The sequence below is a fragment of the Neobacillus rhizosphaerae genome, from assembly GCF_937468385.1.
GTDB classification, from domain to species: Bacteria; Bacillota; Bacilli; order Bacillales; family Cytobacillaceae; genus Neobacillus; species Neobacillus rhizosphaerae.
Map to the genome: position 1 here is coordinate 1 of NZ_CALBWS010000012.1, position 23269 is coordinate 23269.

18 protein-coding genes are annotated in these 23269 nt (G+C 37.4%); 9 read left to right on the forward strand and 9 right to left on the reverse strand.

What is annotated here, in order from left to right:
• Positions 1 to 551: 551 nt before the first annotated feature.
• The 3 genes from M5A78_RS10695 to M5A78_RS10705 all read right to left on the reverse strand — a co-directional run bounded on the left by M5A78_RS10695 (position 552) and on the right by M5A78_RS10705 (position 2888).
• Positions 552 to 1163, reverse strand: a complete 612-nt coding sequence (locus tag M5A78_RS10695) for an HAD family hydrolase (RefSeq protein ID WP_248735265.1) — start codon at positions 1161 to 1163, stop codon at positions 552 to 554.
• 57 nt (positions 1164 to 1220) lie between these two features.
• Entirely contained in the window at positions 1221 to 2183 is a 963-nt protein-coding gene (locus M5A78_RS10700; protein WP_248735266.1) for a LacI family DNA-binding transcriptional regulator, read from the reverse strand.
• A 96-nt stretch (positions 2184 to 2279) separates the two neighbouring features.
• The gene (locus M5A78_RS10705; RefSeq protein WP_248735267.1) at positions 2280 to 2888 is read right to left on the reverse strand and encodes a histidine phosphatase family protein; all 609 of its coding nucleotides are present in this window, start codon (positions 2886 to 2888) and stop codon (positions 2280 to 2282) included.
• 407 nt (positions 2889 to 3295) lie between these two features.
• Between M5A78_RS10705 and M5A78_RS10710 the strand changes: the two genes are divergently transcribed.
• Positions 3296 to 4363, forward strand: coding sequence for a BMP family lipoprotein (locus tag M5A78_RS10710; RefSeq protein ID WP_248735268.1), 1068 nt, complete (start codon positions 3296 to 3298; stop codon positions 4361 to 4363).
• Positions 4364 to 4413: 50 nt separating this feature from the next.
• Here M5A78_RS10710 and M5A78_RS10715 read toward each other — a convergent pair whose 3' ends face one another.
• The 5 genes from M5A78_RS10715 to M5A78_RS10735 form a co-directional block, all read right to left on the reverse strand.
• The gene (locus M5A78_RS10715) at positions 4414 to 4686 is read right to left on the reverse strand and encodes a DUF6054 family protein (protein WP_248735269.1); all 273 of its coding nucleotides are present in this window, start codon (positions 4684 to 4686) and stop codon (positions 4414 to 4416) included.
• Positions 4687 to 5315: 629 nt separating this feature from the next.
• The gene (locus M5A78_RS10720; protein WP_248735270.1) at positions 5316 to 5768 is read right to left on the reverse strand and encodes an NUDIX hydrolase; all 453 of its coding nucleotides are present in this window, start codon (positions 5766 to 5768) and stop codon (positions 5316 to 5318) included.
• A 175-nt stretch (positions 5769 to 5943) separates the two neighbouring features.
• Positions 5944 to 6510: an MOSC domain-containing protein gene (locus M5A78_RS10725; protein ID WP_248735271.1), complete on the reverse strand. Its 567-nt coding sequence runs from the start codon at positions 6508 to 6510 to the stop codon at positions 5944 to 5946.
• Between the two features lie 521 nt (positions 6511 to 7031).
• Positions 7032 to 7673 (reverse strand): hypothetical protein, encoded by a 642-nt coding sequence (locus tag M5A78_RS10730; protein ID WP_248735272.1) that lies wholly within the window; start codon positions 7671 to 7673, stop codon positions 7032 to 7034.
• A 156-nt stretch (positions 7674 to 7829) separates the two neighbouring features.
• Positions 7830 to 9134: an alkaline phosphatase gene (locus M5A78_RS10735; RefSeq protein WP_248735273.1), complete on the reverse strand. Its 1305-nt coding sequence runs from the start codon at positions 9132 to 9134 to the stop codon at positions 7830 to 7832.
• A 315-nt stretch (positions 9135 to 9449) separates the two neighbouring features.
• Here M5A78_RS10735 and M5A78_RS10740 point away from each other — a divergent pair, with 315 nt between their 5' ends.
• The 6 genes from M5A78_RS10740 (at position 9450) to M5A78_RS10765 (ending at position 15504) form a co-directional block, all read left to right on the forward strand.
• Positions 9450 to 10199: an EAL domain-containing protein gene (locus M5A78_RS10740; protein WP_248735274.1), complete on the forward strand. Its 750-nt coding sequence runs from the start codon at positions 9450 to 9452 to the stop codon at positions 10197 to 10199.
• A gap of 15 nt (positions 10200 to 10214) precedes the next feature.
• Positions 10215 to 11168 (forward strand): GGDEF domain-containing protein, encoded by a 954-nt coding sequence (locus M5A78_RS10745; protein ID WP_248735275.1) that lies wholly within the window; start codon positions 10215 to 10217, stop codon positions 11166 to 11168.
• A gap of 116 nt (positions 11169 to 11284) precedes the next feature.
• Positions 11285 to 11689: a VOC family protein gene (locus M5A78_RS10750; RefSeq protein ID WP_248735276.1), complete on the forward strand. Its 405-nt coding sequence runs from the start codon at positions 11285 to 11287 to the stop codon at positions 11687 to 11689.
• Between the two features lie 133 nt (positions 11690 to 11822).
• Positions 11823 to 12908, forward strand: a complete 1086-nt coding sequence (locus M5A78_RS10755; protein WP_248735277.1) for a GerAB/ArcD/ProY family transporter — start codon at positions 11823 to 11825, stop codon at positions 12906 to 12908.
• Positions 12905 to 14323 carry a spore germination protein gene (locus tag M5A78_RS10760; protein ID WP_248735278.1) on the forward strand — a complete coding sequence of 473 codons (1419 nt, stop codon included), beginning with the start codon at positions 12905 to 12907 and terminating at the stop codon, positions 14321 to 14323. Before M5A78_RS10755 ends, M5A78_RS10760 begins: the two co-directional genes overlap by 4 nt.
• 44 nt (positions 14324 to 14367) lie before the next feature.
• Positions 14368 to 15504: a Ger(x)C family spore germination protein gene (locus tag M5A78_RS10765; RefSeq protein WP_248735279.1), complete on the forward strand. Its 1137-nt coding sequence runs from the start codon at positions 14368 to 14370 to the stop codon at positions 15502 to 15504.
• A 189-nt stretch (positions 15505 to 15693) separates the two neighbouring features.
• Here the strand turns inward: M5A78_RS10765 and M5A78_RS10770 are convergent, their stop codons facing one another.
• Positions 15694 to 17271, reverse strand: a complete 1578-nt coding sequence (locus M5A78_RS10770) for a Na+/H+ antiporter (protein WP_248735363.1) — start codon at positions 17269 to 17271, stop codon at positions 15694 to 15696.
• A 391-nt stretch (positions 17272 to 17662) separates the two neighbouring features.
• Here M5A78_RS10770 and M5A78_RS10775 point away from each other — a divergent pair, with 391 nt between their 5' ends.
• Positions 17663 to 19819 (forward strand): glycoside hydrolase family 3 N-terminal domain-containing protein, encoded by a 2157-nt coding sequence (locus M5A78_RS10775; protein WP_248735280.1) that lies wholly within the window; start codon positions 17663 to 17665, stop codon positions 19817 to 19819.
• A gap of 13 nt (positions 19820 to 19832) precedes the next feature.
• Entirely contained in the window at positions 19833 to 23198 is a 3366-nt protein-coding gene (locus tag M5A78_RS10780; protein ID WP_248735281.1) for a GH36-type glycosyl hydrolase domain-containing protein, read from the forward strand.
• Positions 23199 to 23269: the final 71 nt, after the last annotated feature.

A 23269-nucleotide genomic window follows, 5' to 3' on the forward strand; every position in this document is an offset into this window, starting at 1 on the left:
CAATATATACATTATATACAGATTAGTCAATAGAATTATCCCTTTTTATGGTACATTGGATTAAATATGGATTTATCACACTAATAAATGGAAAGAATGCATTTTACTTCAAAGTGGGAGAGTTTGAGGGAGAGGTAATGTTGAATACTTAATTGATTTCTAAGGGAAACAAAAGATTACTCAAGATAATTGATTAAAAGGGATTTTAGAAGAAATGGAATAAATAGAAAATAAGCGGCGAGGGATCCGTCCCCAGCCACTTATTCTTTATTCAACCATGATAATAAAGTGAAACTTCAATCAGTGGGGGCTTTTTCATCCCCCACTGATTGTTAGTTGAACCAATCGGGCTTTTACGGGCAGTTAATCCCCCACTTATCCTTATTGGATTTCCTCTAAGTCTTGAAGTGGGGGTCTTACTGCCCGTTAATGCGGGATAAAAGGATTTTTCCATGTTTGTCGCAAGATGATAGTTATTGCCGTTCCATAATCTGAAGTTTGTCTATGAGGAAAACAGGCGAACAATACCAGTCACTGTTCGCCATCAATCTCTATTTATTAATCAAATTAAGAATATCTTTCGGATTTTCAAAAATATAATCTGCATTTTCAAATCCCGATACAGTTCGTGCTCCCCATAACGCTAGACCAAAATCTACACCAGCTGCGTTTGCACATTGCATATCGTATGGGGAATCCCCTATATAAATTGCTTCCTTCGCTTTACACCCTAACAATTGTAGCGCTAGTTCTAATGGATCCGGATTAGGCTTGTGGTTTTCGGTATCACTAGCACATACAATCGAATGAAAATGATGATCAATATTTAATAAATAAAAGCTATTGTTCATTTCTTCAGTAGTTTTAGAGGTTACAATACCAGCTTTAGGAAGCACCGCGATTACGTCTATCATTCCTTCAAATATAGGTACATTTTTCAGAAAGGGTTTTTCCTTCTCTAGCCAAGATTCAAGTGTGGTCGGAATATCTGCAATATTTAATATTTCTAATGTCGTCAAACCCGGTATACCGAGTGAAAAACGGAGTTCATCTAAATTTTTTTCAATTCCTTGTTCCTTTAATGTTGCTTGTAATGCTTGAAGTCCAATCATTTCAGAATCGATAATCGTCCCATCTAAATCAAAAATAAACGTACTATACATCCTATTCATCCTCCCCTATTTTATCTGTTTAGAATATGGTAAAGGATGAAATGGATTTCAGGTCAATACTTTAATGGATGAACGCTCGATAATTTTATAGGGAATTTGAATTTTTTGTCTAGATTTATTGATGACAAGATCAAAAGCTTGTTCACCAACCTTAATTAATTGATGATCAACTGAAGTAATCCCCATTCCCACCCCAATAGGTTGATTTTCTTGCCCTAAGATAGCTAAGTCATCTGGTACTCTAATATTGATAGATTGAGCATACTGATACATCCCCCCAGCCACTTCATCGCCATTTGCATATATGGCTGTTGGTCTTGTTTTTAGACTCAACAACTTCTTCCCCACATCGTAGCCATCCTCAAAACGAGAACAATCTGATAGGTAAAACTCGTATTGAAGTTCTCCAAATACTTCTTTATAAGCTGCAATAAGTTGCCTTGTACTCATGCTTTCCATTCCTCTAACTGTTGTAAAAGCTACTTTACTATGTCCTTTATCTTTAAGGTATTGAAAAGCATCAAGGTACGAGGCGTATCTATCTATATAGGCGCAGCCTATCTCTGGGTGATCCGTAAATTCACAAGAAATCACGGAACCATAATTAGTATACGGAATAATGGTTTCCCAATCATTTGATCTAGAAGTGATGATGATACCGTCAAGCAATTTATTTTTTAGCATGGAAAGATAGTCTATCTCTTTATCCTTATTGTATTTAGTGGGGAGGACCGTAATGGAATAATCCTTCTCAATAGATTTATTGAGTACCCCATGTAACATTTGATCAAATGCTTGATTATTGTTATATGGAATGATAACGCCAATCATTCTTGTCTCCCCTCTGATTAAATCGATGGCATTTTTATTAGGGGTATAATTCATTTCATCTATTACTTTCTGAACGACGGCTCTTTTTTCATTCGATACATATTTATGGTTGTTTAAAACTCTTGACACAGTCGATACGGACACCCCGGCCCTCTTAGCAATATCGTTTATATTTGTCATTAAATCCTTCTCCTTACCCAGAGACTCGTTAAACTCCCCTAACTCTTTCAATCAAACAATTGAGGGCAATGAGGAAACATCAGTTGCCTCTCCCATTTAAAATTCATCATATTCGTAACAGAATCGTTCAATATTTTGATTAGTCAATTTAAAGAAAGTAGTTTGAGATATATCTAGCTTTAAGGCTTGGTCTTTCATTAAATTATTGTATACGCCTCTTAATACCCTTCCAGTAAGACCGTGGGATACAGCGATGACTTTTTCTTTATTCTTTATACTCTCTAACCAATCTGATACTCTCTCCACTACAGAATCATAGTTCTCTCCATTTGGTGAATTGAAATACCAATTGTTGCTATCCGTATTTTTAATAAGTTCTGGCCATGATTCTTCAATTTCCTTTGTTGTTAAACCAGACCAGGAGCCGAATGACACCTCTCTTAAACGTGCGTCCGTCGTCACCTTATTTAAATCAAATCCTATTGTTTCACAAATAATCTCCGTACTTTTCATAGCCCTACCTAATGGACTTGAAATAATTTCCCACTCATTGGGGTCATTAATTACCACTTTTAACAACTTAGATATATTTTTTACTTGTTCGGTTCCTTCTGTGGTTAATGGTGAATCAAGTTCTCCTTGATATCTTCCCTGTGTATTAAAAACGGTTTCCCCATGCCTAAGTAAGTATATTATTTGATTCAAATTATCGTCCTCCATCCAAAAGTGAAAATAACGGTTCTTGTTGTCAATATTTTCATAAAATCTACCATTATAGTATCTTGAGAGGACTATTAAAGCTACTTTTATTTCTTCATTATCCTAATCCTTATGTGTGCCCTGTTAGGAAATTCACTCATTCTCATCTCCCACACTTGGATTTAGCACTTTATAAAGGTCGTCAATGTGCATTTTGTTTTCTTACATGGGGCAAAATACAACATAAGATTTGATGACTAAACCTTGGTTGGATTGATTAAAATAAGATACACAAATTTGTTGACCTAACATGTGGTTAGAAGTATAATACAAACTTAAGTTTGTATTATAAACTTAAGTTCAAGACAACATTACTGCTTTGTCAAACAACAATCATAGGGAGGCACACTAACTTGAAAAAACGTAATGTCGCAATGATGCTATCAATTGTTCTAGCTCTTGGTACACTTCTAGGTGCTTGTGGAAAAAGTAATGATAACAAAGGCGGAGGTAAAGGAAAAACCTTCTCTGCCGCAATGGTTACTGATATTGGTGGTGTTGATGATAAATCATTTAACCAATCTTCATGGGAAGGGCTTGAAAAATTCGGTGAAAAAAATGGCTTAAAAAAAGGGAAGGGTGGTTATGATTACCTTCAATCCCAATCGGATGCCGATTATACAACAAACTTAAATACACTTGTTCGTCAGGGGTTTGACTTAGTATACGGTATCGGTTTCTTAATGACAGCGGCAGTTGATGAAATTGCTAAACAACAAAAAAATACTGAATTTGCGATCGTTGATGATCAAGTAAAACAGCCTAATGTTGCCAGTGTTCTGTTCAAAGAGCAAGAAGCAGGATTCCTTGCTGGTGTAGCGGCTGCTCTTACGACAAAATCGAACCATGTAGGATTTATTGGCGGGATGAAGGTCCCTGTTATCGAACGATTTGAATCTGGTTTTTTGGCTGGTATTAAAGCAGTAAAGCCAGCAGTAAAAGTCGATATTCAATTCGCTGGTGCGTTTGACAAGGCCGAGTTTGGACAAGCAATCGCTTCTAAAATGTATTCTAGCGGTGCAGACGTAATCTTCGCCGCAGCAGGTGCAACTGGTAACGGTCTATTCAAAGAAGCCAATGACCGAAAGAAAAAAGACCCTAGCAAAGATTTTTGGGCAATTGGGGTAGACCGTGACCAAGCTGACATGGGTTCAGACATCGTTCTTACATCCGCTCTTAAACGCGTCGATGTAGCAGTTGAAGACCTTTCTCAAAAGGCTAAAGATGGAAAATTCCCTGGCGGCAAAGTTGCGTTATATGGTTTAGCTGAAGACGGTGTTGGATTAGCTCCTATCAATGCGAAGGCGACAAACAAAGCAGATATTGAAGCAGCTGTAAACGATTGGATTAACAAGATTAAATCAGGTGCTGTAAAAGTTCCTGGAACACTAAAAGAAGTAGATACATTTAGTGCAAAATAATAGTACGGATTGCGAACATATTAAAGGAAGGTGCCCGGCACCTTCCTTTTTTACTTAACTTTATACATTTCTAAAGTATTGATGACACTATTAATAAAACTGTCCCCTGCCCCCCAATCAAACTTGAATATAGCTCCTTGGCCAGTGCCGGATGCTACTGCATGGACCTTTGTTACTCCTTCAAAGTTATCAATCGTAACTGTCATGGAACCACGATTGTTTGAACGAAAATAGAATTTTTCTAACACCAATACGATGAATTGGTTCTCTCCGACCGAACGATGATAACGATCAATTAATTCTCCAGAAATACTACCACTCACGATTGCTTGCTCGATTTTGTTGCTTGCTCGATTTTGTCGCTTGCTTCTTTAGGAGTTAATGACACGACGATTTCACTGAAATCCATTATATTCCATCCCCTTTATGGCCCTTACAAATCGCCTATTCATAAATTTTTCAGGTTTTCATTGATTTGGATTAACCAATTAATCATTAAAACAGACTAAAATTCCCCAGAACCAAATGCCCCCACAAACCACTCCTCAATTTCAGAATATGGGAATATTATCCTTTTATACGTTCTGCTTTTATTTTTGTTTCATTTTCTTATATATTACTTGTTTCAGGCAGCCTCTACGAAAAATACCCTTCTGTCTCCACCAGGATATTGTGGAAAAATTCCTCCTCTACCTAAAAAATACCCTTCAGTGAGGAAAAGCTTGTAAAATTTATTGAGATTTTTTCTCCTAAAAACAGAACCCCGTCACCATGAGGGGGTCCTGTTTTTAGTGGTGCCTGACACCAGCAATTTGTTCCAAAATATAGGGATCTTTTATTTTTTTATCTTCTGTTAGCAATATTCAGTCCCTCGGAGGCATGATTAGCACTCCTCTATAGGCTCATCAGGTGTTTCTCCCTTAATGTAAATAGACCTTCATGAATCGAAGGTCTAACGGAGGATACTAGAATATTGTTGAATCAACTTCCTAACTAAAGGGGTTGTATGATCTGGTAATTCTCGTAAATCAAAGAATCCAGCATCAATCGATTCCTTTCCATCAATCCTGATAGTACTGGTTTTAATATCTTTTGAAAAATAAGCAATCGTGACTGGATAGAATTCATCTCCATTTGGCAGTTTTCTAAAATACTGCTTGCCTGAAAATACATCTACTAACTGAAGCTGGCCAATTTCAACTCCTGTTTCTTCAAAAACTTCCCTTCTTCCAGCATCCTCAACAGATTCACCTAATTCTAGCAGGCCTCCTGGCAGCCCCCAGACGCCTTCAGGTCTTTTTTGTAATAGAATTTTTCCATGTTCATCTATTACCCCCACGACAGCACCTACTAAAATGAGTGGTCGCGTTCCAATTATTTCTCGCAAATCCTCAATATAGCCCATCTGCATCCTCCAAAAATTCTTCAATTATATCCATCACTATATTTATTCGGGAAATGGTCATCTTTCCCTTTTGTTGTCCGTCCATTTTGTTTATTTAACTATCAGCTATGTATGAATCCATCGCCTTAATGAACCTCATGACCCAGTTATATACATTGACTTCATCCCACGTTATTTATTGCATCGGATTGGTAAAATCATTAACCAGGATCTGAACTTCATCCCCTTCGTGAATTATTCCCGGTCTTTCGACTGCACAAACGATTCCCCGCCGCTTGTAACCTGCACGGACAAAACGGAATGCCAGCTTCTCGTGATCTTCATAATGCTTTTGGAGTACATCCCCAGGTAGGGTGCACGGCTGATTTTCTCCCATACAAATTAATCCTGCACCACTTGGAAAAAGGATACGTGAGCCCATGGTGAGTTTAGTTAAATCAGGAAATCCTTTTACTAAGAGATTAGCCCCTAACCACTCAGGCATTACTGACTCGACCTCTAATTCATCAGCAATCCTGGCTAACTCTTCCTCTGACACAATGGTAATTTGGCGGCGGTTCAGTATCTCTGTTCCTCTTGGATACATCGGCTGTCTTGAATCAGCCTTACTGGTCACCCCGAAATGGCGATCCCCTCTCATTCCCCCAAATTCAAGATTCACTTCTGAAATCCTTCTCGTCACAAAAGTTTCTGGATCATCTGCCAATAATATCGCCCTTACCTTTGCCGGTACCTTTTCCATGAATAAAGCCCACCTTTCGCTCATTTCAATACGTTTATAATTATACAAGAGTCATCGGTTACACAAAAAGGTTCAACTTTCTGCTCTATCCTTCGCTATAAAGTTTCCCCTATCTGCTCCTTATACATCTAATTCTCTTAGTCTATATAGGATCCTTAAGAACACTTTTTCTGATGCAAATCCCATTATCTCTATTATAGTATTTTCCTGGACAAAACAATCTATTATTTTCCAATTTATTCAACACAGATTATATTCGGTCCTGAATTTTTTTGAAAAAATAGGTTCTGTTAGATTGTACGATTACCCCAACTTCAGAGTAAAAAAAGCATCAAAAATGTCCGATGCTTTTTACGTACCCATTAATTTTATATACACAGATAGGTCGTTTATAAGGGTTCTTACCGACTGACATGGTAAAAAACAGAGAGTACGGAGCGTTTTTTGTCATTCGTAGTTAGGGAGGCGCCCTGAATGATTACCTATTTCCTCTTTTATTAGAGAGATAAAAATATATCCACCTATTCCGGGATTATAATTTCCAGTTTCCCTTCCTGATTGATTATTTCGATCACCTTGTCAGTAAAGAGATAAGGAGTATCAAACCGGTCTTGCTTTTTGATGTCGACATAGCCATTATTGGCGGTCAATACCGGAAAAACCGCATTGGTTTTTTTGAAAAGATTTTGAGAAACCTCTATTTCCGCCATCAAGATCATCTGTTTATTGGAGAGGGCAAAAAATAGTTTACCAATTTCTCTCTCGTTTTCATCGGTAATTTTGACCTGCTGCAGGATGGAAATCAGGCAGACAACAAAATCATTTATCTTTTCATTGGTTAACCCTGCTAACTGGTACTCCGCCAATGCCTGGTTGATACCTTTTTTCATTTCCTTGAAGGGAAATACATCTTCAATCCTAATAGCTGTATTCGTTTTTCCTAGGCTTTCAAATTTTTTCCTTGTCTCAAACAGATAATCCTTGATATAGCCATTGTGTTGGTCTCGATGCGCAACAAAATCTGCCAGCTCTTTGATACTGTGTATCTCTTTGCTCCGATTTCGAATTAAAAGTAAAAATGTATAGACATCCTTCTCATTAAACGTATTATCAATCAACTTGCTATAGTAATAATTTAGTAACGATTGCTCTTTAGTATCCATTGGTCTGCTCCTAGATGAAATATTCATATCTTAGCTATTGTACAACTTTTCAGTTTAAGAGAACAAACCGAAATAGCGTTCCAGATAGCATTTGTGGTGTTGTGTTAAAGCATCGAGAGTCAGGCACCAATCTTTCTACACGGATCCAATCCCAGCTTAATCAATAATCTGAAATAAAATCTTGGCAATTTCACTGTTTTCCATTCTTCCACTAAACAAATGTCTATTGAGACCAAATGCATAAATGGGAACATCTTCACCTGTATGCCCTTTTGTTGTCCAGCCCGTACTGGAATAGTGATTGATGATGTTAATCAGAGCTTGCCGTGTATCTTCTACTTCCATTTCTAACGTTGATTGTATGGTTTTTACGTCCTCTTCCTGAAGAGTAACGTCCATATGCTGCCTTAAGGTTGTCATATCTTTCGTTTCATGCAATCGTGTTGCCATAACAAACGGTGTCGATGTAATGGATTTAATCACACTTGGATTCCATTTATAGTTATCATTGCGATCTATACTCATCCCTCCAGTTGAGTGATCAGCTGTCGCAATTACAATCGTATCCTCACGATTTGAGGCGAAGTGAATCGCCTCTTGAAACGCTGCTTCAAAGTCTTTAAGCTCACTCATTACCCCTACGATATCATTGTCATGCCCCGCCCAATCAATTTGACTTCCTTCTACTAATAGAAAAAAACCATTTGGATTTTGCTGCAAACGTTGAAGAGCAGCTTTCGTCATTTGTGGAAGTGATGGAACAGACGGATCGCGATCAATCTGTTTCGGCAATTCAATCGGTGCGAATAAACCTATGAGCTTCTCGTTTTTATTTGTGACAAGCTCTTGCAAATTTGTTACATAGCCAAATTGATTTTTTACAAACTCTTCGATTAAATTTCGGTCCTTTCGACAGAAATAAGAGGTTCCTCCCCCAAGCATCACGTCGATTTTATGTTTTCCTTCAATTTGTTCATCAAGGTAATCATCGGCAATTTGATCATATTGATCTCTGGATTCATTATGTGCAGCGAACGCCGCCAGTGTGGCGTGATTAATTTGACTTGTTCCAACCAGCCCAGTAGATTTGCCACGAAATTTAGCATATTCTAAAACGGTCGGAACGACTTGTTTATCCATGTTCACGCCAAGGGCTCCGTTATAGGTTTTATAACCGGTTGATAAAGCGGTTCCTGCTGCCGCGGAATCTGTAATATTACTTTCTGTATCCAATGAATAGGTAGATTGGGAACCGACAAAGTATTGATCAAATATAGTGGGATTCATGAATCCTTTTTGGGAATCATGATTGAAATAACGAAGACCGGTGGTATATGAAAAACCCATCCCATCGCCGATAAGGACGATGACATTTTTTACTTTTTTTGTTCTGTTGTTTTTTATAATAGGATGGAATGGATTCAAACGATAATCTTTTTTCTGAATGGTGGAATGTAACATAGTTAACAACACCTTTCTTTATTGATCCAACCTCGATTTTTTCTGCGCCTATCATTGTAATAAAACGAGCGAAATACCTTATGACACTTCTTTTATAACATAGATAAAGGAGAAACAATCAGTTATCACAATAGTTTTACAAAAACTCTAACAATTCTTAATGATTCAGCATTGGGGTCAGAAGCCAATATTCTCATTGTTTATGGAATTCCTACAAAATACGACATTTTTACACTATCTTTACAATCATTTAATGCTTTCATAGTAAATTAAGAATATACGTAAAAAAATAAAAATCTAGGATGCGACTAAGCAATGAAAACAACTTTTGGTTTACCCTTCCCCACCATTGAACTATCCGAATCACTTACTTTTTTTCATGTATTTCAGCCAATCATTACACTACAGGACGATACCATCTATGGTTTTGAAAGTTTAATCAGAGGAAAAAAGATCCAAAACCCGCAATCGCTTTTTGCAAAGGCTGAAAAGCAAAAGAAACGATTGGATTTAGACCTTTCTTCCGTTATTCGAAGCATTGCTTCTTTTCATCAATGTCTCCTAGCAAAAGAACAAGATTTACATCTCACTGTTAATGTTTTTCCTTCTACTGTATTAGAACCATCTTTTCATTGGTTCATTGAAGACCTTATGAAAACAGTAAATATTGCACCAAGCCGCATCATTTTTGAGCTAAATGAGGCCGAGACCGTACAGAATTTAATAAGACTCCAGGAAAGGGTTCGATATTTAAAAGAAGCTGGTTTTAAGATTGCACTTGATGACCTAGGGAAAGGACAATCGTCCTTAAGAGTAGCACTTGAGCTTGAACCAGACATGATTAAACTTGATCAATACTTTTGTATAGATTTAGAGCGTTCAATAAAAAAACAACATTTTTTAAATTGGATTACCTCCTATTTTAGTGAGGCCGGAACTTGTGTTACCCTTGAAGGAATTGAAACGGAATCACAATTAATCATTGCCAAACAGACAGGTGTGCATTATGGTCAGGGATATCATTTAGGAAGACCCCAACCCTTCATTTGTCCATCTAATTCATAAGATAAAGGTGATTATATGGAGCAAACGATTGGATATATTGCTGAGAAATGCGAAAATATTACCCCCTTAACAAAATGTGAGGAAGTCTATTCGTCCTTCAAGGAAAACCCATCATTGGAGGGAATCGTTGTTTGTTCGAATAATTTCCCAATTGGATTAGTAATGAAAACACACTTTTATCAAGCACTTTCTACCAAGTATGGATTTAACCTTTTTATGAACCGAACGATTGAATTAGTGATGAACTATGACCCATTGATAGTGGATTATACCGAACCTATTAACAATGTCAGTGCACTCGCAATGAATCGTAGCCTTGACCACCTATATGATTATGTCATTGTCACGGCACTAGATCGTATGTACGGAATCGTAAGTATTAAGAATCTATTAATGAAATTGACCGAGATACAGGTTAACATTGCACGCAATTCAAATCCGCTAACCGGACTTCCGGGGAATTTTGTGATCGAAGAAACTTTGCAACAAATATTATCTAGAGAAAAATATAGTGTATTATACATAGATATCGACTCCTTTAAAGCTTTTAATGATAGCCATGGTTTTAGAGAAGGCGATGAACTTATTCGGGAAACGGCCAATATTATCGTTGAAGCCATTCAAACGTATGCTAATGAACCAAGGTTTGTTGGTCATATTGGAGGTGACGACTTTATCGCGGTTATTTCCGATTATGAATACAAAAAAATTTGCCAATTAATCATTTCAAGATTTGACCAAATGTCGCGGCAATTTTATTGCGAGGAAGAGTTAAATAAAGGGTATGTACAGGCAACTAACCGAAAGGGTAAGCTAGAAAAAGTGTCTTTGGTTAGTCTCTCTATTGCAGTTGTCTCAAATATGGCCGTATCCTTTCAAACAGTAGAACAATTAAGTAAACAAGCAGCAATGGTTAAGAAAAAATGCAAAACAATAAAAAAGAGTATTTTCTTAACCTCGGAGGATTAGTTGCGTTGCCTAGTCGCCCATGATTATGTCGAAGTTTGATAGGTTGTTAGATGGTTTTGGAGAGTAAAGTTTTACCTCCCCAAGTACTTATTATCAATTGAAAAGAGGAAATTTTCATGACAAACAATTTTGTTCATCATTTGTGTATCCAAACGAATTCTTATAAGGAGACGTTGACCTTTTATACGCAAGGATTAGGGTTTAAAGTGGTACAAGAATCTCCCAATTTCCATGGGAGAGACTTTAATACCTGGATACAATTAGGTGATTTTTATATTGAACTACAAACGGGAAAATACAATGAAATACTTAGTGATGGAAATACAAATAGTCAAGGCCTAGCACATTTTTGCCTTTGGGTTGAGGATTTAAACACAGAGATTACTCGTCTAAGGAAATTAGACGTTGAATTTTTAACGAAGAATAATGAAGCCATTTATCATGTTGAAAACGGCTACTTATGTAAAGTGAAAGCTCCTGAAGGAACAATTGTAGAACTTCGCGACAACAGGGGTATTTAGTGTTTAGATTTTGATAAGGAGTCGGAGACTTTCAAAATTCACACCCTACTGACTCCAAACAGTGGGGTGTGAATAAATTATTGAAAAAAAGGGACGATAGTACTATCCGCGGATTATTGAGGAGGATAGGAAAATGAGATCTCCGATATCGCTTGTACAAACTGTGATGATTATCATGCTTAGTACTGGACTTTTAAATCATGTAATCATCATCCCTATCTTGCTTGATGCAGCGAAACGTGATGCCTGGGTTTCTGTTTTGTTAGCCAGTGCTTGTTCTCTTGTTTGGATTGCATTGTTGCACACCGGAATCCTCAAAATACGTAAGCAGCACCTCTTTGAGTGGCTAAAGCAAGCTTATCATCCAATAGTTGGTCACTTGCTTGCCATAGTAGCAAGCGTATATCTGTTTGTGTTATGTGCTGTTACAGTTAGGGACACTGTTCATTGGATCCATCTTGCTTTCTCTCCGGATACCCCAGTCCTTATTCTTACCCTTATATTGGTTCTTATTTCTGCTATCAACGCTTTTTTGGGTATTCATTCTTTGGCTAATACTGCCGGAGTTTTGTTACCATTTGTCATTATCTTGGGTATTTTTGTTATGCTCTCAAATATTCCTCATAAAAATTATTATATCTTAAAACCTATTTTGGCTCATGGAATGCAGCCTGCATGGGACGGAACCATTTATGTGGGTGCAGGGTTTGTTGAGGTTTTTATTCTCTTCTTTTTGCAACATCATATTCGGTCGCGTATATCTTATCGTTCATTAGCGATCATTATTCTGCTGATAACGGGGCTAACCATTGGTCCTTTAATTGGGGCAATCATTGAGTTTGGGCCTGAGGAAGCGGCAAAGCTCAGATTTCCCGCATATGAAGAATGGAGATTAGTGACGATTGGTCGATACGTAGAGCATTTAGATTTTTTGAGTATTTATCAATGGTTCTGTGGTGCATTTTTGAGAATTTCATTGATGATATTTTTAATCATCGATGTGTTCAATATTCAAAATAATAAAAAGAAAGTGATAACTCTTAGTATCATTTTTTTAATATTAGTTGGTATTACTGTCATTCCTTATAGTGATCCGTTTTTTTTGCATCTTATGTCAAAATATATACTCCCGTATTCATTATTTGGCATCCTTATATTTTCTTTGATTGTTGTTGGGCTAATTAACTTCGGCTATCGAAGGGAGAAATTAAACCCTTGAATATTAATAACAGTTTTCAAAATAAATCACCACTTGAAGCAATAACAGGATTGTTTGATTCAAGTTCGGACATAAAAAAAATCACGCTCCCCTTTTCACAAGGGAATCAGGGAACCGCTGTTCATCTAGTTTACTGTGAAGGATTGTGTGACAGTACAAAAGTGGAACAATACATCATTCCAAATTTAAAAAATATGACAAATCAGTTTCCTTTGTTAACCGTTCCAGACTTTCAACAAAATGTTCCATTTCACATGACCCCTCTTCAAATGGACCAATTTGAAAAATCAATTATAGATACTGTATTACATGGTGAACTCCTGCTTTTGTTTGTTCCTTCGAACAACATGTTTTCTGTAAATTTAGCCAATCCCCCAAAAAGAGATCCGGAGGAAGCAAATACAGAGATTTCAATGAGAGGTCCAAAAGATGGTTTTACTGAAGAAGCGATGATAAACATTGCGCTTATTAGAAAAAGACTCAAAACCGAATTATTGGCCGTAGAAGAATACACCATTGGCTCGCAAACTGCCACAAAAGTTCATCTTTTATACCTGAAAAACGCAATTGAACCAAACACGTTACATGAAATTAAGACAAAACTGTTGAACATACACGTAAACGGGATTGTAAGCAGTAATCAACTGGAAGAAATTTTGACCAGATTTTCATTATTCCCATTATTCTCCTATACTGGAAGACCTGATTTTGCCGTTAATTCCCTTCTTCACGGTAAATTTGTACTGGTAGTCGGAGGTTCACCAACAGTATTAATCGCACCAATTAATTTTAATTTTTTATTAAATACTTCCGAAGATGCTAATTTGAATAATTTCTTTGTGGCATTTACCAGGTTTTTAAGAATAAGCGGAGTGGCACTTGCCTTGTTTTTGCCTGGTTTTTGGATAGCACTCGCAACCTATCATCAAGATCAGCTGCCTTTCACTTTTCTTGCGACATTAGTGAATTCTAGACAAGGCGTGCCACTGCCAGTTCCGCTGGAGGCGCTCGTTATGTTGCTCCTGTTTGAGATATTTCGTGAAGCTGGTTTAAGGCTGCCATCTTCCTTTGGCCAAACATTATCGGTTGTAGGAGGACTAATTATCGGTCAAGCAGCCATTAGCGCCGGGATTGCAGCTCCTGGGATTATTGTTATTATTGCCATTTCAGTGCTCTCCACCTTTACTTTGGTAAATCAGTCTTTGGTTGGTGTTTTCAGCTTGATTCGGATTGTGGTGTTAATAATCAGTGGCATCTTTGGTTTGTTTGGAGTGTTAATATGTTTGTTGTCTTTTATTCTTTACTTGGTAAATTTACGTTCCTTTGGCATGTATTATATGACTCCTCTTTCCCCGCCAAGTTTCCAAGAAATATACAAAATCTTTTTTCGAATGCCATGGGGGAGAAAAAAATAGCTGTTTATTTTTTTGATAAACAGAAAAAAGGAAAGACGATTACCATGAAACTTACTCAAAGCATCCTTGTCATTTTGCTGCTCTCTCTTTTGCTTACTGGTTGTTGGGGAGCAAAAGAGATTGAACATATGATCTATGTTAACTCTGTTGGGGTAGATTATAGGAACGATAAAGTGGTTATTTATTTACAGATAATAAACTTTAGTGGAATAGCTAAAAAGGAGTCAGGGCAGTCTCAAAGACAAAAGACATATGTTGCAAAAGGGGAAGGAAATTCTTTCGATGCTGCCATTTTCCATTTGTATTCAACAAGTCCGCAAAAAATTGCTTGGAGTCATGTTAAAACCATTGTTTTTAGCGAAGAAGCTTTAAAGCATGGTATTGTTAACGAGGTTTTAGACGTTTGGGATAGATATTATGAATTTCGATATACAGTTTGGACCATGGCTACTAAAGAACCTATCGAGGAAGTATTTAATACCCCTTCGACTGCGGAATTATCGGTTCTTTATTCTCAGTTAAATAGCCCTTTAAACCCATACACCCAAAGTTCAGAAATTGCACCACTATATCTTTACGAGTTTATCCGGAAATGGAATGAAGAGGGACAAACCGTCCTGTTACCCTATTTAACCATCGCGAGAGACTGGACAGAAAATAAGAAGGTTTCACCCAAACTTAAACCTGGCGGGATTTGTTTTCTTGAAAACAAGCGGTTCCAAAGGTGTATGGCTCGTCGTTATCTCTTAGGACTCCGTTGGTTGGAAAAAAAAACGGAACGTACACCTCTAGAAATTAAAGAAAAAAATTCTGTGAGGGCTATTTTAGTAATGAATAAAATAAAACCATCCATTAAGCCGAAGGTAACAGCTGGTAAAGCCACCTTCAATATTAAAATCTCGATGCAGGCAACCATTCCAGAATTAAAAGAGCGTTTCAAGGAAAAGGAACTTGAGGAATTAGCAGCTCGAGAAATAAAAAAGCAAATTATGGGGACCTACCTCAAAGGTCTTGAATCAGGGGTTGATGTTCTTGGATTGTCAGAAACAATATACAGAGACATGCCAAATGCGTGGAACAGACTGGAAGAAGGGGGTAAACTTCCGTTAGACAAAAGTAGCATTGCATCCATTGATGTGAAAGTAAAGCTTATGAATGGTGGAATATCCAAGGTAAAGTAGCGTTAACGGCGAAGGGAAGTCGAATGTTGAATGGCAAAGGGTATCCAATTGCCTACTTCATCGGAATAATCTGCATGATTATCATCCATCGCCATTACTTATTAGAGTGATTTTGCCTTGGTTTATTCCATCAAGATTATCAGTGAACCAATTTGAACCGTGAGGGTGACAAAAAGTAACTTATTTCCGCTAATGAGATTCCTCTAATTTCACAAGATTGTTTGTAATCTGGTCGTGTTCTTTTGCGGCGACTTCATTAGAAATAATGTCTTCCTTTAGCAGGATTTCAATAGCTTCGTGCTGAGCATATAAGGAATGTTTTTGTAAGATGGTTTGCTGTTTTACTTTTAGTTCAGGATATTTTTGAAAAAGAAGTTCCATTTCACTTTGTAATTTAACAAGTTCTTGTTGATATTGATTGACTATCTCATTTGAAACGGTTTCCGTTATAAATAAGTTCTTTTTTACCTTATTTATTTCTGATATGGCTGTCTCAAATCGGTGACCACGTGCGATCAGTTCCTCATACACCACATAGCCTTCTTCTTTTTTATTCTCACCTAAGAATGTTAAAAGCGGTTTAATGGAAAGTCCTTGAACGACTAATGAGAACAACACCACACTAAAGGCTAGGATCAAAATCTCCTCCCGTCCTACAAAATCTCTGGGTAGGCTTAGAACAAGAGCAATCGATAATGACCCTTTTAGGCCTCCCCAATTAATGATATGCTTCCACGAGTTTGGGAAATTTTTAATAAACAAAAAGCTTATGTACACGGCAAAACTTCTAGCAAATAAAACAATTACTATCGCTAAAACAATAACACCCCATTTGTCCGCTAGATTAATTCTTGTGATTTCTAATCCAACCATTAGAAATACAAGAGAGTTTGCCAGTAATGCAGCAACATCCCAAAAGTTATTAATATTCAACTTTGTCGTGGGGCTCATCCCAATTTTTGCTCCATAATTCCCCAAAATAAGAGCGGCAACAACCACGGCAATTACTCCTGATGCATGAACACTTTCAGCGAGCAAAAAGGAACCGTAAAAAAGAATCATGCTAAAAATAATTTCCAAAGGATAGTCATCAAAGTATTTGGTTAAATGTGAAAATCCATAGCCAAGGGCTCCACCAATGATGAGACCAAGAGAAATCACCTTAATAAATTCCCATAAACCAAGAACTGCTCCTTCGATCCCAAGCTCAATATATGTCAGTAAATAAAAGGCAGAAATTTTAAAAAAGACAACCGCTAATCCATCATTAAACAAGCTTTCTCCCTCTATTACCGTAGCCAACCTTTTGTTTACGCTCACACTTTTAAAAATGGATAGTACACTTACTGGATCGGTTGCACTCATTAAGGCCCCAAATACAAACGCCGCTGGGATAGAAAAATTTAAAAGCCAGATTGCCAGAAAACCGATGATGACAAATGATAACAGGGTTCCACCAAAGGCTAAAGCAATAATAGGATTTTTATTTTCTCTAAGGTGAGAGAAAGGAAGCTTTAATGCTGCTTCTCCTAATAACGAAGGTAAAAATAAAGTGATAATAACAAAGTGAAAAACTTCTCCTTGCGTTATTAATTGTTTTAATGGCTCTAACACCGGAATATTTACAAGACCAATAATCGTCCCCACAATGACGAGCGCAATCGGATAAGGCTTTTTAAACTTTTTTGCAATAGCGGTAATACCAGCAGCAATCATAACCAAAATTAGACCGAGCTCAAACATAAGATGTAAATCTAAATCATGCACCGATTGAAACCCTCCTTCATTTTCCATAGTTCCTGTCCCATCCAGTTTTTAATTGAGGTCATTCCACTAAAAACAGGAAAATCCGCCAAGATTATCTGACCTCTTCCCTTTTGGAAACACCCTTCTTCCTTAATAAAGTTGCAGCAACGGGATTCACCATATATGTATATATGGTCACATTTATTATATGACTATTTGGTAACATGTACTCTGTTTGCTTCGTTTTAAATAAAGTATCTGATTACTCTTCAAAAAAGGTGCCAGGCCCCAAGTGTGTTAATACGTTAACTTTGGAGAGTGCAGGCACGGAAGTTTTACTTGATTAAGGCAGTGAAAGTGTTTATAATTTTGGTGAAACGTTTCTATAAAAAAATAATAGGAGTGCATCCATTTGAAACATGAACAGTTAATTGATTTAGTTGAACAAATGACGCTTCCCGAAAAAATTGGGCAATTGCAGCAATTGACGGGAGACTTTTTTATTGATCGAGAAACTGCCATCACTGGACCTATGAAGGAATACGGATTGGATGAGAATCTCTTGCATCAAGCTGGCTCCGTTCTTGGGTTATCTGGAGCGGCAGATTTAATAGAAGTACAGAAAAACTATATAGAAAAAAGTAGATTAGGTATTCCCCTCTTGTTTATGGCAGACATTATCCATGGTTATCGAACGATTTTTCCAATTCCTTTAGGGCTAGCTTGCAGTTGGAATCCGGAGTTGGTAGAAAAAACAGCACAAGTGGCAGCGAAGGAATCCGCTGTTTCTGGCCTGCATGTCACTTTCTCGCCAATGGTGGACTTAGTACGGGATCCAAGATGGGGACGAGTGATGGAGTCAACAGGAGAAGATCCTTATTTGAACCAACTCTATGGAAAGGCATTTGTGAACGGCTACCAAGGAAAGGATTTAACAAATGACCATGAACGTATAGCCGCTTGTGTGAAACATTTTGCTGGCTACGGCGCTCCTGAAGGTGGAAGAGAATATAATACAGTCGATATTTCTGAGTGGGAATTTCGCGACTTTTATCTACCGGCTTATGCAGAAGCCATTCAAGCTGGTTCTAAATTAGTCATGACAGCTTTTAATATTTTGGAAGGAATTCCTGCAACCGCCAATAAAAAATTAATGAGAGATATTCTCCGAAAAGAATTGAAATTTAATGGTGTGTTAATTTCTGATTGGGCTGCTATCAAGGAATTAATTCCACACGGAGTGGCAGCGAACGAAGCAGACGCGGCAGAACTGGCTATCGAGGCCGGAGTTGATATTGAAATGATGACATTTTGTTATCACCACTTCTTAAAAGAGTTAGCAGAGGAAGGGCTTATTGAGCAAGGTTTGATTGATGAAGCCGTCCTCCGAATTTTGGAATTAAAAAACGATTTAGGATTATTTGAGAATCCTTATCGAGGTGCAGATGAACAAAAAGAGGCTGAAGTTGTGTACAGTGAGGAGCACCAACAGACTGCACTCAAAGCAGCTGAAGAATCCATTGTTCTATTAAAAAATAATGGATCCCTTCCTTTAAAAATAGAAGACAAAATTGCTGTCATTGGACCAGTCGCAAATAGCACTGATTTATTGGGTAATTGGTCTTGGAAGGGTGATCGTTCTGAAACACAGACCCTTACATCGGCACTCTCTATCTATTATCCTCATTTATTAGAGGCGCAAGGATGTGGAGTATTAGATGGATCACCCACCCAATTAGAAGAAGCGTTAGAAATTGCCAAAAATGCAGACAAAATTATTTTGGCTTTAGGCGAATCTGCCGATATGGTGGGAGAAGGAGCAAGCGTAACAAATCTACAGTTACCAGAATGTCAATTGAACTTGCTGAACGAAATCAGCAAATTAAATAAAACTATTGTGCTCGTATTAATTAATGGGCGCCCGTTAGACTTGAGCGATGTTAGTGAGAAGTGTGATGCTATCCTTGAAGCATGGTTCCCAGGTTCAAAAGGGGCGGAAGCAGTTGCGAATATATTGGTGGGCAACACTGTTCCACAGGGGAAACTTACCATGTCATTTCCACGAAATATCGGGCAAATTCCGGTATATTACAATGCCTTTAATACAGGACGTCCAACCGAACTTCTAGGAACAGAGGGTCGATACATTTCTAAATATGTAGATGTTCCGAATACGCCGCTGTTTCCATTTGGATTTGGATTGAGTTATACAAGTTTTGATTATCAAGATTTGCAGCTTTCATCAAAAGAAATGAAAATGGAAAATGGTGAGATTACCGCTTCAGTCACGATTAGAAACACTGGGAATCATGATGGGGTCGAAACGGTTCAATGGTATATTCGTGATCTAGTAGGAAAAGTCGTCCGTCCGGTAAAAGAGTTAAAAGGATTTGAAAAGATTCATTTAAAGAAAAATGAATCAAAACAAATTACCTTTACCATCACAACAGATCAATTAACTTATATCCATAGTGATTTTAAGAAAACGATTGAGCCTGGTGAGTTTATTCTCATGGTTGGCGGGGATAGTGAAAATATTTTACAAGAAAGATTATCATTAGTCTTGTAAGAAAGAAGGGTAAATGTTGGAACATAATCGTTTTATTACCTTGCAAAAAGGGAAATTACAATTCAATTTTTTACGAAATGGAACGCTATATGATGCGATGTATGACGAGAGCATTATGATCAATCAAATAAAGGGGAACCCTGTTGATGGGTCTTTAAGCAACCTTTATCTTCGCAAATATCAAGAAGATGGAACCTATCAAGTTTATCCTTTTCTTGGAAACGAATCTCAAAGTAATTGGCAAAAGAGAGAAAATCAATTACTTTGGCATGGTTTAGTGGAAAATATTCACTATGAAGTGATTTTCTCTTTAAGTTCCCATAACATATGGTTTTGGGATATTCACTTAAAAGGGAATGGCGAAACCGTGGATGTGATCTACACACAAGATCTCGGTTTAGCTAACCAAAATGCGGTTCAATCCAATGAAGCGTATGTATCTCAATATATTGACCACAAAGTCTTATCTGATGAAAATAAAGGATACGTTGTTTGTTCACGGCAAAATCAATCTCAAAATGATGGTGTTTTTCCGTATCTTCAACAAGGTTCTTTGACATATTCAGAGGGGTTCAGTACCGACGGATTCCAATTTTTTGGAAAATCCTACAAGACAACGAATCGTCCAAAAGCTTTTGATCAAGAAAACCTGGATAATGAAGTGTATCAATATGAGTTTGCTTTTACAGCATTGAAGTCGAAGCCTGTTACCTTATCGAACGATCAGCACTTCACCTTTTATGGTCTTTTTGTAGAAAATCAACCAGAGGCGATTCAACAATTGGAATATCAAACTGTCCTCGACGAAGCAAGAATTGATATTCGGTTCCCTGATCAATGGGAACCAGTGAATCAGCTGAAATTTAACAAACAATTCCTAAGCAAAAATATAGTTGGACGCTCTTTATCTAAGGAAGATTTACAGAGTTTGTTTCCTGAACGTAGACAGGAGGAGTGGCAGGATCAACAACTGTTATCCTTTTTCACACCTTCACACGAACATGTTGTATTAAAAGAAAAAGAGAACCTTTCTGAACGTCCTCATGGACATATTTTTTTAAGCGGTAACCATCTTGATCCACACGAAGAGATATTAGCATCGACATCTTATATGTATGGAATATTTCAATCCCAAGTTGTGATTGGCAATACGTCGATGCATAAATTGTTTACCAACCCAAGGAATGCTTTGAATTGCTTGAAAACTTCAGGACAGCGTATCTATCTTGAAGTAGATGGCAACTATCATCTGCTAACCATGCCCTCCGCATATGAAGTGGGTTTTAATTATGCGAAATGGTACTATAAAATGCCTGATGATCTAGTAGTTGTTACGGTCTATACTGTAACGGACCGTCCTGAAGTCAGACTAGAAGTTCATTCTCAAAATCAAAAAGAATATCGTATGGTCGTTACACAGCAAGTAGTAATGAATGAAACAGAATATAAAGTGCCGATTTCATTTGTACATGACACGCAAAAAGGCCGCATCACCTTTCATACACTAGAGGGGACATTGGCAAAAGAGGTTTATCCACATTTGCATTATGTTCTTTCCTATAACGGGGGAAATGTACAAGTTTCAACGGATGAAATTTTCTTTGAAAGTCCGGAAACTGACCATCAAAGCTCTTTATTGTCATTAGCATTTGATCCGACATCTGATTTAGCACTGACCATCGGCGGGTCTTTACATGAAGGAAGCGTCCAACCGTCTAAACAAACTTTTGAAAATGCCAAAGCTGATTTTCAGCAGCATTACAAAACACTTATGAGAGGATTTGCTTTATCTCAAAATTCGAAGCTAAACCCTGAGTTAGAGCGGATGAACACCATCTTTTGGTGGTATACCCATGATATGTTGATCCACTTCCTTTCTCCACACGGGTTAGAACAATATAGTGGGGCAGCATGGGGAACACGTGACGTATGCCAAGGTCCAACTGAATACTTTATGGCGATGCAGCATTATCCTGTCGTGAGAAAAATAATTGAAACCTTGTTCTCCCATCAATTTATTCAAGATGGCAACTGGTCGCAATGGTTTATGTTTGATCGCTACTCCAACATTATGGCCAATGAGAGTCATGGAGATATCATTGTTTGGCCGCTAAAAATGGTTTCCGAATATTTACTTGCGACGAATGACGAGACGATTTTATCCATGGAATTACCATATATGGATAAAGAAACAAGCCAAATGACACCATATAAAGAAACATTGTTGGACCATTTAAAAAAGGAAGTATCCTACATTCAAGACCACTTTTTGTATGATACCTATTTATCCAGCTATGGGGATGGTGACTGGGATGACACGTTACAGCCAGCAAATGCCAAGCTAAAAAAACAAATGGCCAGTACCTGGACGGTTGCACTAACCTATCAAACTATCTACCAAAGCTATCAAGCATTGGAGCCGTATGATAAAGATTGGGCAAATGACTTGAAAGTTTTAGCTGAAAATATCAAGAACGATTTTCGAAGATACTTTTTAAAGGATAGTACACTGCCAGGATTTATTTCGATGGAAAATCCTAGTGAGGTTTCCTATATGCTTCATCCCACTGACAACAAAACAAATATTCAGTATCGTTTATTGCCAATGATACAGAGTATTTCAAGTGACCTTTTAGAGAAAGATGAAGCAGAGCATCATCTTCAGCTAATCCAACAGCATCTCCTTTTTCCAGATGGTGTTCGCTTGATGAATAAGCCAGCGGCCTATCATGGTGGCGTAAGCGAAGTTTTCAAACGTGCAGAGCAAGCAGCGAATTTTGGAAGAGAAATTGGACTGCAATATGTACATGCCCATATTCGCTATGTTGAAGCATTAGCAAAGTTTGGTAAGGAGAATGAGGCTTGGGAGGCCTTGCAACTTATTAACCCGATTCTTATTCAGGATTATGTTTCAAATGCGGGTATCAGGCAAAGTAATACGTATTTCAGTAGCTCAGATGGTGATTTTAAATCACGGTATGAGGCACAAGAACATTTTGAGGACTTAAAAACAAAAAATGTAAGTGTTAAAGGTGGTTGGAGGGTATATTCCAGTGGACCAGGGATTTATCTGCACCAATTCGTACGGAATATGTTAGGTTTTAGAGAAACGTCTTCCCATTTAGTATTTGATCCAGTATTGCCAGGAGAACTTTTACAATCTGGTTTAACGTTTCAATTTTCCTATCACAACTATCAAATTACCGTAGACTTTCATAAGGCAAATTCAAGTGATGAGAGGAAAATTTTATTAAATGGCCATGAATTGACCTTTGAAGACGAGAAAAATCATTACCGTCAGGGTGGTATTTCCCTTTTAAAGGAAAAAACAAACCCATTATTTCAAAATTATACCAATAAATTCGAAATTTGGCTTTAGTAAAATATTTATATTGAAAACGATTTCAGTTGGAAGTATAATAATCCATAGAAACGTTTCGATAAATAAAT